At 73.2% G+C, this 13,039-nt stretch carries 13 protein-coding genes; 7 read left to right on the forward strand and 6 right to left on the reverse strand.

Translation table 11 applies throughout. The features are described 5' to 3' along the window. Nucleotides 1-26 precede the first annotated feature (26 nt). Nucleotides 27-1,445 (forward strand): M1 family metallopeptidase, encoded by a 1,419-nt coding sequence (locus ACIQ9G_RS23825; RefSeq protein WP_403612896.1) that lies wholly within the window; start codon nucleotides 27-29, stop codon nucleotides 1,443-1,445. An 82-nt stretch (nucleotides 1,446-1,527) separates the two neighbouring features. On the opposite strand, the gene ACIQ9G_RS23830 is transcribed toward ACIQ9G_RS23825, so the two are convergent. Next, nucleotides 1,528-2,043, reverse strand: coding sequence for a GNAT family N-acetyltransferase (locus ACIQ9G_RS23830; RefSeq protein WP_403612899.1), 516 nt, complete (start codon nucleotides 2,041-2,043; stop codon nucleotides 1,528-1,530). 110 nt (nucleotides 2,044-2,153) lie between these two features. Then, nucleotides 2,154-2,729, reverse strand: coding sequence for a TerD family protein (locus tag ACIQ9G_RS23835; protein ID WP_403612902.1), 576 nt, complete (start codon nucleotides 2,727-2,729; stop codon nucleotides 2,154-2,156). Nucleotides 2,730-2,893: 164 nt separating this feature from the next. Between ACIQ9G_RS23835 and arfB the strand changes: the two genes are divergently transcribed. Then, nucleotides 2,894-3,331 (forward strand): alternative ribosome rescue aminoacyl-tRNA hydrolase ArfB, encoded by a 438-nt coding sequence (arfB, locus tag ACIQ9G_RS23840; RefSeq protein ID WP_403612905.1) that lies wholly within the window; start codon nucleotides 2,894-2,896, stop codon nucleotides 3,329-3,331. An 88-nt stretch (nucleotides 3,332-3,419) separates the two neighbouring features. Here the strand turns inward: arfB and ACIQ9G_RS23845 are convergent, their stop codons facing one another. Then, entirely contained in the window at nucleotides 3,420-4,034 is a 615-nt protein-coding gene (locus ACIQ9G_RS23845) for a flavin reductase family protein (RefSeq protein ID WP_403612908.1), read from the reverse strand. A 350-nt stretch (nucleotides 4,035-4,384) separates the two neighbouring features. On the opposite strand from ACIQ9G_RS23845, the gene cdgB reads away from it, so the two are divergent. Then, the gene (gene cdgB / locus ACIQ9G_RS23850; protein WP_403612911.1) at nucleotides 4,385-6,040 is read left to right on the forward strand and encodes a diguanylate cyclase CdgB; all 1,656 of its coding nucleotides are present in this window, start codon (nucleotides 4,385-4,387) and stop codon (nucleotides 6,038-6,040) included. Between the two features lie 118 nt (nucleotides 6,041-6,158). After that, complete coding sequence (locus ACIQ9G_RS23855) at nucleotides 6,159-7,073, forward strand: carbohydrate-binding protein (protein WP_403612914.1); 915 nt, start codon at nucleotides 6,159-6,161, stop codon at nucleotides 7,071-7,073. Between the two features lie 15 nt (nucleotides 7,074-7,088). On the opposite strand, the gene ACIQ9G_RS23860 is transcribed toward ACIQ9G_RS23855, so the two are convergent. The 3 genes from ACIQ9G_RS23860 to ACIQ9G_RS23870 form a co-directional block, all read right to left on the reverse strand. Then, the gene (locus ACIQ9G_RS23860) at nucleotides 7,089-8,018 is read right to left on the reverse strand and encodes a 1-phosphofructokinase family hexose kinase (protein WP_403612917.1); all 930 of its coding nucleotides are present in this window, start codon (nucleotides 8,016-8,018) and stop codon (nucleotides 7,089-7,091) included. Nucleotides 8,019-8,140: 122 nt separating this feature from the next. Next, nucleotides 8,141-9,286, reverse strand: coding sequence for an N-acetylglucosamine-6-phosphate deacetylase (gene nagA, locus ACIQ9G_RS23865; RefSeq protein ID WP_403612920.1), 1,146 nt, complete (start codon nucleotides 9,284-9,286; stop codon nucleotides 8,141-8,143). After that, nucleotides 9,286-10,233 carry an ROK family protein gene (locus ACIQ9G_RS23870; protein WP_403612923.1) on the reverse strand — a complete coding sequence of 316 codons (948 nt, stop codon included), beginning with the start codon at nucleotides 10,231-10,233 and terminating at the stop codon, nucleotides 9,286-9,288. The genes nagA and ACIQ9G_RS23870 overlap by 1 nt, the downstream gene beginning before the upstream one ends. Nucleotides 10,234-10,413: 180 nt before the next feature. On the opposite strand from ACIQ9G_RS23870, the gene ACIQ9G_RS23875 reads away from it, so the two are divergent. From ACIQ9G_RS23875 to otsB, 3 genes are all read left to right on the forward strand, one after another. After that, nucleotides 10,414-11,661: an extracellular solute-binding protein gene (locus tag ACIQ9G_RS23875; protein ID WP_403612926.1), complete on the forward strand. Its 1,248-nt coding sequence runs from the start codon at nucleotides 10,414-10,416 to the stop codon at nucleotides 11,659-11,661. A gap of 161 nt (nucleotides 11,662-11,822) precedes the next feature. Beyond that, nucleotides 11,823-12,062, forward strand: a complete 240-nt coding sequence (locus ACIQ9G_RS23880; protein ID WP_356186231.1) for a DUF3263 domain-containing protein — start codon at nucleotides 11,823-11,825, stop codon at nucleotides 12,060-12,062. A 71-nt stretch (nucleotides 12,063-12,133) separates the two neighbouring features. Next, entirely contained in the window at nucleotides 12,134-13,015 is an 882-nt protein-coding gene (otsB, locus tag ACIQ9G_RS23885) for a trehalose-phosphatase (RefSeq protein ID WP_403612928.1), read from the forward strand. Nucleotides 13,016-13,039: the final 24 nt, after the last annotated feature.

Below are 13,039 nucleotides of genomic sequence, written 5' to 3' on the forward strand. Positions count from 1 at the left end.
TCACGCCCCCGCATAGGATCACGCACGTGTCCCGATCCGCACCCGTTGTCCGCACGGCCGCAGCCGGCACCTCCGTCCTGCTCGCCCTCGCGCTGACCGCGTGCGGCGGCGGTGTGCACGGCACCCCCGGCGGGGCGGGCGTGCGCGACCCGTACTTCCCGAAGGCGGGCAACGGCGGATACGACGTCACCCACTACGGCCTGACCCTCGCCTACGACCCGAAGGGCCACCGCCTCTCCGGCACCGCGGTGATCACCGCCCGCGCCACCAAGGACCTGTCCGCCTTCGACCTCGACCTGGCGGGGATGGAGGTCGGCTCGGTCACCGTCGAGGGCCGGGCCGCCCTGTTCAGCCGTGCCGGCCAGGAGCTCACCGTCCGCCCGCACGACGAGCTGGACCGGGGCGAGACGTTCACCGCCACGGTCCGCTACGCGGGCACCCCGCGCACCCTCACCGACCCCGACGGCTCCAAGGAGGGCTGGCTGCGCACCGCCGACGGCGCGCTCGCGCTCGGCGAGCCCGTGGGGTCGATGGCGTGGTTCCCCGGCAACGACCATCCGTCCGACAAGGCGGCCTACGACATCACCGTCACCGTGCCCAAGGGCCTGGGCGCCGTCTCCAACGGGGAGTTGAAGAGCGAGACGACCAGCGGCGGCCGGACCACCTTCCACTGGCACACCGCCGAGCCGATGGCGACCTACCTCGCCACCGTCGCGATCGGCCGCTGGACCGTCACCCGCTCCACGCTGAAGAACGGCCTGCCGGTGTACGTGGCCGTCGACCCCACCCAGGCGAAGGCGAGCCGCGCGGTGCTCGCGAAGATCCCCGAGATCATGGACTGGGCGGAGACCAACTTCGGCCCCTACCCCTTCTCCTCCACCGGCGCGATCGTCGACCGTCCCGATGACGCCGGGTACGCCCTGGAGACCCAGAACCGCCCCGTCTTCGCCGGCGCCCCCGACACGACCACGCTCGTCCACGAGCTCGTCCACCAGTGGTACGGCGACTCCGTCACCCCGAGGACGTGGCAGGACATGTGGCTCAACGAGGGCTTCGCCACCTACGCGGAGTGGCTGTACGCGGAGGACCACGGCGGCGACAGCGCCCAGCGGACCTTCGACTCCGTCTACCGCGGCGACCACTACGACGACGAGGCCGACAACAAGGCGGTCTGGGCGTTCCCGCCCGCGAAGCCGAGCGACGCCGCGCACATCTCCGACAGCCCCGTCTACATCCGCGGCGCGATGGTGCTGCAGAAGATCCGGCAGAAGGTCGGCGACGAGACCTTCTACGACATCGTCCAGGGCTGGGCCGCCGCCCACCGCCACGGCACCGCGGACACCGCGCAGTTCACGGCGTACGTGGAGAAGAAGGCACCGGACGAGGACTTCAGCGGCATCTGGAAGAACTGGCTGTACGGCGAGGGAAAGCCGGCGCACCCCTAGAGACGGGCCGCCCCGAGCCCCGCCGCCCCGGGCCGCGCGCCCCTGAGCCCCGCCGCCCCGGGGCGCGCCCCTCGCTGCCGTCTCACCGCAGTTCCTTGCGCAGCACCGCGCACGGGCGGTTGAGCCGGCGGTCCGGACGGTGGTCGACGACCGTGTAGCCGAGGGCGGTCCAGAAGGCCAGGGCCCCGGGGTTGTTCTCGAGGACGGCCAGGCGTACGGCGGTGCGGCCCGCGGCGCGCAGGCGCTCCTCCACCAGGCGGGCCAGCCGGCGCCCGTGGCCCTGCCGCTGCGCGGCCGCGTCCACCATGAGCAGGCCGATCCACGGGTCCGGGTCGGCCGGGTCGGGGTGATGGGCGAGCGTGATGGCGACGCCGACCAGCCGGCCCTCGCTGCGGGCGAGCAGCACCTCCACGTCCGGGCTGGCCAACTCGTCGGCCAGCTCGGTCGCCACCTGCTCCGGGCGGATGTCGTCCGGGTCGGGGAAGTCCCCGCTGAGGGCGTGGAAGCCGCGGTTGGACGCGTAGAGCGCGGTGAGTTCGGTCAGCAACTCGCCCGGCAGGTCGTGGTCGGGGGCGACGCGAAGGGGCTCGAGGATCACCAGGGCAACGTATCGCGGACCGGCCGCGGCGCCGGGGGAAAGAGGGCGCGGGACATGCGCGGACCCCGGCCGCACGGGGCAGCCGGGGTCCGGGCGCGGGGCGGTGTCCGTCAGACGCTGACGCCGAAGTCCTGGGCGATGCCGACCAGGCCCGAGGCGTAACCCTGGCCGACCGCGCGGAACTTCCACTCGGCGCCGTTGCGGTAGAGCTCGCCGAAGATCATGGCGGTCTCGGTGGCCGCGTCCTCCGACAGGTCGTAGCGCGCGATCTCGGCGCCGCCGGCCTGGTTCACGATGCGGATGTAGGCGTTGCGGACCTGTCCGAAGTTCTGGCCGCGGTTCTCGGCGTCGTAGATGGAGACCGGGAAGACGACCTTCTCGATGTCGGCCGGGAGCGCGGCGAGGTTGACGTTGATCGCCTCGTCGTCGCCGGCGCCCTCGCCGGTGCGGTTGTCGCCGGTGTGGACGATGGAGTTGTCCGGGGTCTGCTTGTTGTTGAAGAAGACGAAGTGACCGTCCGAGTACACCTTGCCCTGCGGGTTCACGGCGATCGCGGAGGCGTCGAGGTCGAAGTCCGTGCCGGTGGTGGTGCGGACGTCCCAGCCGAGGCCCACGGTGACGGCGGTCAGGCCCGGAGCTTCCTTGGTGAGCGAGACATTGCCGCCCTTGGACAGGCTTACAGCCATTGTTGGGAGTCCCTTCCCTCGTTACGTGTGCGGACGAAGCTACCGCCACCCATAGGAACGCCAAGGGGGGTCCCCGGGGTTCCGGATCTCTTTACCTTTTTTACGCATCTCGGCGGACGCGCCCCGCGAAATCCGGATGACGTGGACCGGACGGACCCGGGAACATGGAGGACATGTCCGGTCCCTATGTCGTCCGCGGCTCCGTCTCGCTTCCCGAGGCCGAGCTGATGTGGCGTTTCTCGCGCTCGTCGGGTCCCGGCGGACAGCATGTGAACACCAGCGACTCCCAGGTGGAGCTGCGCTTCGACCTGGCGCGGACCGAGGCGCTCCCCGAGGTGTGGAAGGAGCGGGCGCTGGAGCGCCTGGCCGGACGGCTCGTCGACGGCGTGGTCAGCGTCCGCGCCTCCGAGCACCGCTCCCAGTGGCGCAACCGCGAGGCCGCCGCCGTACGGCTCGCGGCGCTCCTCGCCGAGGCGACCGCGCCCCCGCCCAGGCCGCGCCGGCCGACCCGGATCCCGCGCGGGATCAACGAGCGCCGGCTGCGGGAGAAGAAGCAGCGCTCGGAGAGAAAGCAGGGCCGCTCCGGCCGCAACTGGACGTAGGACCCGTCCGGCCGGTGCGCGTGCCGGCCCCCGCGCCCGCGGCATGATCGGCCGGACGGGTCCCAGCAAGCGGCGGGCGCCGCGCGGATCAGCCCAGGTGCCGGTAGCGGCCCCGGAAGTACAGCAGCGGGCCGCCGTCCGCGCTCGGGACCCGGGCGGTCAGGACGCGGCCTATCACCAGGGTGTGGTCCCCGGCCGTCACCCGCTGCTCGCTGCGCAGTTCCAGGGTGGCCAGGGCGCCGCCCACCAGCGGGGCGCCGGACACCTCGCCGCGGACGTAGGAGATGTCCTCGAAGAGCAGGCGGTCGCTGATGCGCCCCCTCATGGCGAAGCGGCCGGCGATGTGGCGCTGGCTCTCCGCCAGCACGGACACCGCCCACAGCGGCTGCTCGGCGAGCAGGTCGTCCATGCGGGAACCCGCGCGCAGGCTGACCATGGCCAGCGGCGGGTCCAGGGACACCGACAGGAACGCCGTCGCCGTCATGCCCACGTCCTCGCCGGCGGGCGCCCCCGGGTCGTCCGGGTCGAGCGGCGGCTCCTGCGCGGTCACCAGGACCACGCCCGCGGCCAGCCGGGCCATCGCGGCGCGGAACTCGTCGTTGGTCACCCCCTCAGGATGCCCGCCGGCGGCCGGGGCGGCGGGGACCGGGACGGCGGGGGAGAGCCGGACGGGGGAGGCGGGCGGGGAAGAAGAGTTCAGCACACACGAAACGCTAACCACCGGCCAGCACCGGCCGCATCGGGCCTCCGCCCGAGCCCGGTCCTAGGACCAGCGGCGGACCGCTCTCCCCCCGTTCCGGGCGTGTCACGGGTCCTTCTCGTGCATCATGTCCACACATCCACACCATTTGCGATCGGAAAAAGCGCGGGTAAAGCGCGGAATCTTCACTCAATTGTTCAGGTTTGCCTGTGACTTGAGTCACAAGGGCCCTGAATTGTTGACCCTGTGTACCGAGTGGGCTTCGCGCTGTGATTCAGTGGCGGGGACGCTGCACAGACGATACGCCGATGAGAACCCTGGATTCGCTGCGAGGTCTCGGGGGGAGGGCGAGCATGGAGACCGAGTCGGAGCCGTACGTCCGCCTTGCGACCCTGCGACAACTGCATCAGGTCATGGCGGACATGAACACCGCGCGCAGCCTGGCGGACACGCTGCAGACCGTCGCCGACGGCGTGGTGAACGGCCTCGGCTACGAGCTGGCGTGCGTGAACCTCGTACGCCCCGACGGCGATCTCGTCGTCGCCGCCTTCGCCGGGAACTCCGCGGCCGAGGCGCTCATCACCGGCCGTGTCGGCTCCCGCGACTCCTGGGAGCGCCGGCTGGGGATGGGCGAGCACTGGGACGACCTCGTCTTCATCCCGCACACCGAGGGCTGGGTCCTCGACGACGACGACGTCCCGCAGTGGTACACCGACGGGCCCGCCCCCCGCTTCGAGGACGAGTGGCACCCCTCCGACCGGCTCTTCGCGCCCATGTGGACCCCCGGCGCGCCGGACGGCCGGCGCGGCGAGCTGCTCGGCGTGCTCTCGGTGGACCGGCCGCGCAACGGCCGGCGGCCCGGCGCCTGGGGGCGCGAGGCGCTCCAGATGTACGCCTTCCAGGCCGCCATCGCGATCAGCAACGCCCGGCTGCGCGCCAACATGCAGCGCGCCCTGGTCCGCCTGGAGCGCGAGCAGCAGGCCCTGCGCGCCAGCGAGGAGAGCTTCCGCCAGGCCTTCGAGTACGCCCCCTCCGGCATGGCCATCGCCGAGATGGGCGGCGAGCAGCACGGCCGCATCCTGCGCACCAACGACGCCCTGTGCCGCCTGCTGGGCCGCCCGGCCTCCGCGATGCGCCGCTACTCCTTCTCCGACCTCGTCCACCCCGAGGACGTAGGCACCCTGCTGCGCACCTCCGCCGAGGGCGGCCGCGCCGAGCTGCGCCTGGGCCGCCGCGACGGCACCTACGTCTGGGTGTCGCTGCGCAACTCCGTGGTCGCCGACGCCGCCGACGGCCCGCGCTTCCTGCTCACCCACGTCGAGGACATCGAGGACCGCAAGCGCCGCGAGCTCCACCTCGCCCACCGCGCCTCCCACGACTCCCTCACCGGCCTGCCGAACTCCGCGGAGCTGCGCGCCCGCCTCTCCGCCCGGCTGTGCCGGCGCCCCCAGTCGGCGCACGCGGAGCTCGACTCCCTGGACGCGGCCTACGGGCACCCGGCGTACGACGTCGGCGGCCACGGCTTCGACTTCCAGCCGGACGTGCCGGCGTACGACACCTACGACCACCATGTGCACACCATCGCCCCCGAGGACGACCGGGACGACGGCGCCAAGGGGCTCGCGGTCCTCTTCTGCGACCTCGACGGCTTCAAGTCGATCAACGACCGGTTCGGGCACAACGCGGGCGACGCCGTCCTCATCGAGGTGGCCCGGCGGCTCAGCAACGGCGTGCGCGACGGCGACACGGTGGCCCGGCTCGGCGGTGACGAGTTCGTCATCCTCGCCAACGGCCTCGGCCGCGCCGACGCCCAGGACCTCGCCGTACGGCTGCGCAACGAGATCATCCAGCCGATCCGGGCCGAGGGCCGCGCGGTGCGGGTCGGGGCCAGCTTCGGCATCGGATGGGCACACTGTGGAATGACGGCGGACGAAGTGTTGAAATCCGCTGACGAACGGATGTACGTCGAGAAACGATCTCGTCCCAAACAACATCGTCGGGCCGGATGATCGCAGGTCACCGTGCTGATGCGGTGGGAGTCACCCGTTTGGTGCCCGTGGAACGGGTAGGCTCGCCACTCTCACCACGTCCCGCATCCGACCCGCACCTGTTGAGGAGTACCAAGGGATGACGCCCGGCAACAACGGCGCGAGCACGCCCGAGGACAACGACGACCCGTTCGGCTACCTGTACGCCGATGGCCAGGCCAACGGGGCCCAGCCGCCGTCCGGCGGCTACGGCTACCCGAACTCGGTCAGCCGGGTCCGCGCGGTCGGCCAGCGGCAGTACGGCCAGCAGGCCCCCACGGCGTCCTACGGCCAGGTGCCGCAGCAGGGCACCCACGCCCAGCCGAACGCCCACTACGCGGCGCCGGAGACCCTTCCGGGCGGCGCCCCCACGACCGGCCGGCAGGGCGGCGGCGGCCGCGGCCGGGGCCCGAACACCAAGGGCCTGCTGATCGGCGCCGTCGCGGTGGTCGCCGCGGTGGTGATCGGCATCAGCATCGCGATGCTCGGCGACTCCTCGGACGACAAGAAGGACGACGCCGGGGCGAGCACCGCCCCCACGGCCTCCCAGCACCCCACCACGGCACCCTCGGCCACCAGCAGCGTGGCCGAGGACGGCGAACTCCCGAAGATCGACGCCAAGGCGATGAACCTGACGGGCACCACCACGGCGTCCGACATCAAGGGCGCGAAGGCGGACGGCGGGGTCTACGTCGCGGGCTTCAACCACGTCGGCGCCAAGGTCTCGTGGACGGTCAACGGGATCCAGAAGTCCGGTTCCTACCGGCTCTACGTCGGCTACGGCATCCCCGGTGTGGACGCCAACGCGACGCTGGTGGTCAACGGCCAGGCCAACCCGAAGCCGCTGAACATGGCGAACTTCTCCCACCAGCCCGCGGGCGACTGGGAGAAGGGCTGGCAGTCCACCTGGGCCCTGGTCAACCTGAACAAGGGCACCAACACCATCGAGATCGCCTGCAACGACGGCAACCAGTGCGACGCCAACCTGGACCAGCTCTGGCTGGCCAAGGGCTGATCCAACGACTGCCCCTCAGGCCGCGCTGACCTCGCCCGTCACCGACACCCGGCCCACGAGTTCCTCGTAGGTGGCGCGGTCGAACTCGCCCGCCGCCGGGGCGAGGACCGTGGCCGTGGCCAGGGCGGCGGCGCGGGCCAGGCGGCTCGGCCAGGGGAGGTGCTCGGCCAGGCCGGACAGCAGCCCCGCGACCGCCGAGTCGCCGGCGCCCGTGGGGTTGCCCCGGACATGGGCCGGGGGAGTGGCCCGCCAGTGGCCCTCGGGCGTGTGGGCGAGGAGGCCGTCGGCGCCCAGGGAGGCCACGACCGCGCGGGCACCGCGCCGGCGGGCGTCCTGGACGGCGCGCAACGGCTCGTGTGCGCCCGTGAGTTCGGCCAGCTCGTCCGCGTTCGGCTTGATGATGTCGGGGCGCGCGGCCACCGCCCGGCGCAGCGGCTCCCCGCTGGTGTCCAGCAGCACCGGCACGCCCGCGGCGCGCGCGGTACGCACCAGCCCGGCGTACGCGCCCACCGGCACCCCCGGCGGCAGGCTGCCGCACAGCGCCACCGCCGCGACCGAGCCGAGCAGTTCCTCGTACACGTTCTGGAAAGCGGCCCACTCGGCGGGCGCGACGAGCGGCCCGGGTTCGTTGAGCTGGGTGGTGTCGCCGGTCCGCTGGTCCACGACCGCCACGGTCCGCCGGGTCGCCCCGGCCACCGGGACCAGCGCGTCCGCCACGCCCGGCACCCCGGCGAGCCGGTCGCGCACGACACGCCCGGTGCCGCCGCCCGCGAAGCCGGTGACCGTCACCTCGTGGCCGAGGGCGGCCAGCACCCGGGCCACGTTCAGTCCCTTGCCGCCGGGCCGCTCCACCACCTCGGACACCCGGTGCGCGGTGTGCGGCCGCAGCGACGGCACCCGATAGGTGATGTCGAGAGCGGTGTTCAGCGTGACCGTGAGGATCACGTGGGCGGACCTCCCCCGAGTGCAGGCGCCTGGTGCGACGTTCCGGAGGTTCGATCATGCCAAACAGACGGCGGCGGGCCCAGCCCTCCCGACCGGCCACCGCCGCCGTACGGCCGGACGGATCAGCCCAGTTGGGGATCGACCACCCATTCGCCGCGCCGCATGACCCCCTTGAGGTCGAACTCCTCGTCCAGCAGCACCAGGTCCGCGTCCTTGCCGGGCTCCAGCGAGCCCACCCGGTCGGCCAGGCCGAGCAGCCGGGCCGGGTTGGCCGACAGCGCGGCCACCACGTCCGGCACCGGCAGCCGGTCGACCGTCACCGCCCGCTTGAAGGCCCGGTCCAGAGTCAGTGTCGAACCCGCGATCGAGCCGCCTTCCACCAGCCGTGCCACCCCGTCGGCGACCTCGACCTCCAGCGGGCCGAGCAGATAGCGGCCGTCGCCGAAGCCGGCCGCGTCCATCGCGTCGGTGATGAACGCGACCCGCTCCGCGCCCGCGTGATGGAACGCCAGTTCAAGGGCGGCCGGGTGCAGATGGGTGCCGTCGTTGATCAGCTCGACCGTGACCCGCTCGTCCTCCAGCAGGGCGGCGATGGGGCCGGGGGAGCGGTGGCCCAGGGCGGGCATGGCGTTGAACAGGTGGGTGGCCACGGTCGCCCCCGCGTCGATCGCGCGCACCGTCTGCTCGTAGGTCGCGTCGGTGTGCCCGATCGCCGCGATCACCCCGTGCTCGGCGAGCAGCCGTACGGAGTCGAGGCCGCCGGGCAGTTCGGCGGCCAGGGTCATCATCCGGGCCTGGCCGCGCCCGGCGTCGACCAGCTTGCGCACCTCCGCCGGGTCCGGGTCGCGCAGCAGCTCCTCGGAGTGCGCGCCCTTGCGGCACGGCGAGATGAACGGCCCCTCGAAGTGGATCCCGGCGAGGTCGCCCTGCTCGGCCAGCTCGGACAGCAGCCCGGCCCGCTGGACGAGGAAGTCCATCTCGCCGGTGACGGTGGAGGCGACCAGCGTGGTCGTGCCGTGCCGGCGGTGGGTGCGGATGCCGTGGAGGACCTCGTCCACGGTCCCGGAGGTGAAGGACGCGCCGCCGCCCCCGTGGTTGTGCAGGTCGACGAAGCCGGGGACCAGCCAGTGGCCCCGCAGGTCGAGGACCGGCGCGCCCGCGGGCGCGGCCTCGGCGATCCGGGTGCCCTCGACGACCAGGCGGCCGTCGTCCACGACTCCGCCGGGCAGGACCACCCGGGCGCCGGCGAGAACCTTGCTAGGGGCCATCAGGCGGTTACCTCCGCAGGAGTCGTGGGGGTGTTCAGGAGATCCCAGGCGAGGAGGCCCGCGCCCAGGCAGCCGGCGGTGTCCCCGAGGGCCGCGGGAACGACGACGGGCAGCTTCTGGAAGGTGACGCGCCGCCGGACCGCCTCCCGCAGGGGCGCGAACAGGGTCTCCCCGGCCTCGGCGAGCCCGCCGCCGATGATCAGTGTGCGCGGGTCCAGCAGGGTGAGCGCGGTGACCAGCCCGTCGGCCAGCGCGTCCACGGCCTCCTGCCAGACCGCCCGCGCCCGCGGGTCCCCGGACTCGACGGCCTTCGCGCAGTCCGCCGCGTCCGCGCCGGGGTCCCCGCAGGCCGCGGCCCAGGCCTGGCCGACCGCGGCCGCGGAGGCGAACCGCTCCAGACAGCCGCGCTGCCCGCACGGACAGGGGGTGCCCCCGGGCCGTACGACGATGTGCCCGATCTCGCCCGCGAAGCCGTGGGCGCCCGCCTCCACCCGGCCCTCGATGCCGATGGCCCCGGCGATCCCGGTGCCCAGCGGGACGAAGAGGAACCGGTCGGTGCCCCGGCCCGCGCCGATCCGGCCCTCGGCGAGCCCGCCGGTGCGCACGTCGTGGCCGAGGGCGACGGGGACGCCGGCCAGCCGCTCGCCGAGCAGCGCGCGCAGCGGGACGTCGCGCCAGCCCAGGTTGGCCGCGTAGACGGCGATGCCGTGCTCCGCGTCGACGATGCCGGGGACGGCGACGCCGGCGGCGCGGGCGGGCTCGCCGAAGCGCTCCGCGCCCAGCGCGCGCAGCTCGGCGGCGAAGCCCAGGATCTGCTCGACCACGGCGTCGGGCCCGTGCTCCCGGCCGGTCGCCCGGCGCGCCTGGTGCAGCAGGCCGCCGTCGGCCGCCACCAGGGCGGCCTTCATGCCGGTGCCGCCCACATCGAGGGCGATGACGTGTCTCACGGGGGACAGTGTGACCCTTTGACCCGGAAGAGGTCTAGTCCACTCGCGTGGTGTAGACCTTATGGCTGACGATTCGAAAGGTTTCGCCTTGCGAGCACACAGGTTCTGTTTATGTGCGTTCGCGTTCGGCGGGCGACAGTGGTTGGGGCGGAACAGGCAGTGCAGCGGCGTAGGACAGGAATGATCGCGGTGGTGTCCGCACTGGGCATGACGGCGGTCCTCGGCGGCTGCGGGAGCACCGGCTCCTCCGACGTCACCCTCAGGCTCGTCGCCGCCGACTACGGCGACTCCGCGGCCAACGGCTCGCAGAAGTACTGGGACCGGCTGGTCAAGGACTACGAGGCGCGGCACCCGGACGTGAAGGTCGAGGTCAGCGTCTACTCCTGGAACGACGTCGACCGCAAGGTCAAGGAGATGGTCGCCGCGGGCCACGCCCCCGACCTGGCACAGATCGGCGCGTACGCCGACTACGCGGCCGACAACCTGCTCTACAAGGCCGACGACGTGCTCTCCATCCCCGTCCAGGCCGACCTCATCGGCCAGCTCTCCGACGCCGGGGAACTGCGGCACGTGCAGTACGGCATCCCGTTCGCGGCCTCCACCCGCGTCCTCTTCTACAACAAGACCCTCTTCGCCAAGGCCGGGCTCACCCCGCCGCGGACGTGGGACGAGCTCGCGGCCGACGCCCGGGCGCTGAAGGCCGAGGGCGTGAAGTACCCCTACGCGCTGCCGCTCGGCCCGGAGGAGGCGCAGGCCGAGACCATGCAGTGGATGCTCAGCGGCGGCAGCACCGGCTACACCGACGACATCGGCACCTACACCATCGACTCGGCGCAGAACGTCCAGACCTTCGACTGGCTCAAGGACGAACTCGTCGGCAAGGACCTGACCGGGCCGGTCGCCCCGGGCAGGCTCAACCGCGCGGACGCGTTCGCCGCCTTCGCCGACGGCCGGGTCGGGATGCTCGACGGCCACCCCACGCTGATGCAGCAGGCCGCGAGGAAGGGCGTGAAGTTCGGCATGGTGCCGATGCCGGGGCGCGAAGGCGCGGCCAAGGCCACCATGGGCGTCGCCGACTGGATGATGGCCTTCAAGAAGAACGGCCACCGCGACGAGATCGGTGACTTCCTCGACTTCGTCTACAGCCGCGGGAACGTCCTCGACTTCTCCCGCCGCTACGACCTGCTGCCGGTCACCACCTCCGCCTCGGAGGCGATGGCCGCGTCCGAGGAGGACGCCAAGCTCCGGCCGTTCCTGGAGGAGCTTCCGCTCGCGCAGCTCTACCCGGTCGGGAACACCTCCTGGGCCCAGGTCAGCGCGGACGTCAAGCGCCGCATCGGCGAGGCGGTCACCCCCGGCGGGAGCCCCGCGGGGGTGCTCGGCGGGCTGCAGGCGCGGGCGTCCTCGGCGGAGAGTGCGGAGCGTTGACTTGCTCTCCCTCCTGAAGAAGGAGGGAGATTCCGGCCTGCTCGCCTGGTGCTGTGCCGTTACGCGGCACGGGCATCGGGCGGGCTTCCGTGTTCCCGAGGCCGTGGCGGTCGAGCGGGCGCGCGAGTCGCATTGTCGGTGGCGGCGGTTACCGTGCCGGTATGGACGACGACCAGGACGTGCTCGGCCGGCGGGAGCGGGACATCCTCGCCCTGGAGCGGCGCGGGTTCCCCGGCCCCGGCGCCAAGGAGCGGGCCATCCGCGAGGAGCTGGGCCTGTCCCCCGTCCGCTACTACCAGCTCCTCAACGCCCTCCTCGACGACACCCGCGCGCTGGCCCACGACCCGGTCACGGTGAACCGCCTGCGCCGGGTGCGGGAGGCCCGCCGCGGCGAGCGCTGAGAGCGGGGCCGGACCGGCCGGGAACGGGGCGTCGAGGAGTGCGTCCGGCCGCGCGTGGATAGGTTCGCCGTATGGGCAGCCAGGACAGTCACGCAGCAGACTCGACCACCCCCAACCCCACCCCCTCCCTGCCGACGCCCGCCACGCAGGCCGGGCGGGACGGGCTCGCCGCGATCCTCGCGCGGCCCCGGAGCGCGGTGATCGCACTCGACTTCGACGGCACGCTCGCGCCGATCGTGCCGGACCCGGACCAGGCCCGGGCGCACCCGGAGGCGGTGCCCGCGATCGCCGCGCTCGCCCCGAAGGTGGCCGCCGTGGCGGTGGTCACCGGCCGTCCGGCCGACGTCGCCGTGCGGCACGGCGGCTTCGCGGGCGTCCCCGGCCTGGAGCACCTCGTCGTCCTCGGCCACTACGGCGCCGAGCGCTGGGAGGCGGCCACCGGCACCGTCACCGCCCCGCCCCCGCACCCCGGCGTCGCCGCCGTCCGCGCCGAGCTGCCGGGGCTCCTCGACCGCGTCGGCGCCGGGCACGGCACCTGGGTCGAGGAGAAGGGCCGGTCCGTCGCCGTGCACACCCGCCGCGCCGACGACCCGCAGGCCGCCTTCGAGCTGCTCCGCGAACCGCTCACCGACCTCGCCGCCCGGCACGGCCTGATCGTCGAGCCCGGCCGCATGGTCCTGGAGCTGCGCCCGCCGGGCATGGACAAAGGCGTCGCCCTCCTCGACTACGCCCGTGACGTCGCCGCCACCTCGGTCCTCTACGCCGGTGACGACCTGGGCGATCTGTCGGCCTTCGCCACGGTCGACAAGCTCCGCTCCGACGGCGTGCCGGGCCTGCTGGTGTGCAGCGGCAGCAGCGAGGTGACGGAACTGGCGGAGCGGGCCGACCTGGTCGTGGACGGGCCGGCCGGGGTGGTGGCCCTGCTGCGGGAGCTGGCGGAGAATCTGGACTGAGTTTCCGGCGCCGGACCGGCTCCC

The sequence above is a fragment of the Streptomyces sp. NPDC096152 genome (genome assembly GCF_044763235.1).
Classification (GTDB): Bacteria; Actinomycetota; Actinomycetes; order Streptomycetales; family Streptomycetaceae; genus Streptomyces.

What these genes read in the sequence shown, in the direction of transcription:
- otsB (WP_403612928.1), top strand. Translation starts at nt 12,134, where the DNA reads ATGGGCAGCCAGGACAGTCACGCAGCAGACTCGACCACCCCCAACCCC.
- arfB (WP_403612905.1), top strand. Translation starts at nt 2,894, where the DNA reads ATGGAGGACATGTCCGGTCCCTATGTCGTCCGCGGCTCCGTCTCGCTT.
- ACIQ9G_RS23855 (WP_403612914.1), top strand. Translation starts at nt 6,159, where the DNA reads ATGACGCCCGGCAACAACGGCGCGAGCACGCCCGAGGACAACGACGAC.
- cdgB (WP_403612911.1), top strand. Translation starts at nt 4,385, where the DNA reads ATGGAGACCGAGTCGGAGCCGTACGTCCGCCTTGCGACCCTGCGACAA.
- nagA (WP_403612920.1), bottom strand. Translation starts at nt 9,286, where the DNA reads ATGGCCCCTAGCAAGGTTCTCGCCGGCGCCCGGGTGGTCCTGCCCGGC.
- ACIQ9G_RS23875 (WP_403612926.1), top strand. Translation starts at nt 10,414, where the DNA reads ATGATCGCGGTGGTGTCCGCACTGGGCATGACGGCGGTCCTCGGCGGC.
- ACIQ9G_RS23880 (WP_356186231.1), top strand. Translation starts at nt 11,823, where the DNA reads ATGGACGACGACCAGGACGTGCTCGGCCGGCGGGAGCGGGACATCCTC.
- ACIQ9G_RS23835 (WP_403612902.1), bottom strand. Translation starts at nt 2,729, where the DNA reads ATGGCTGTAAGCCTGTCCAAGGGCGGCAATGTCTCGCTCACCAAGGAA.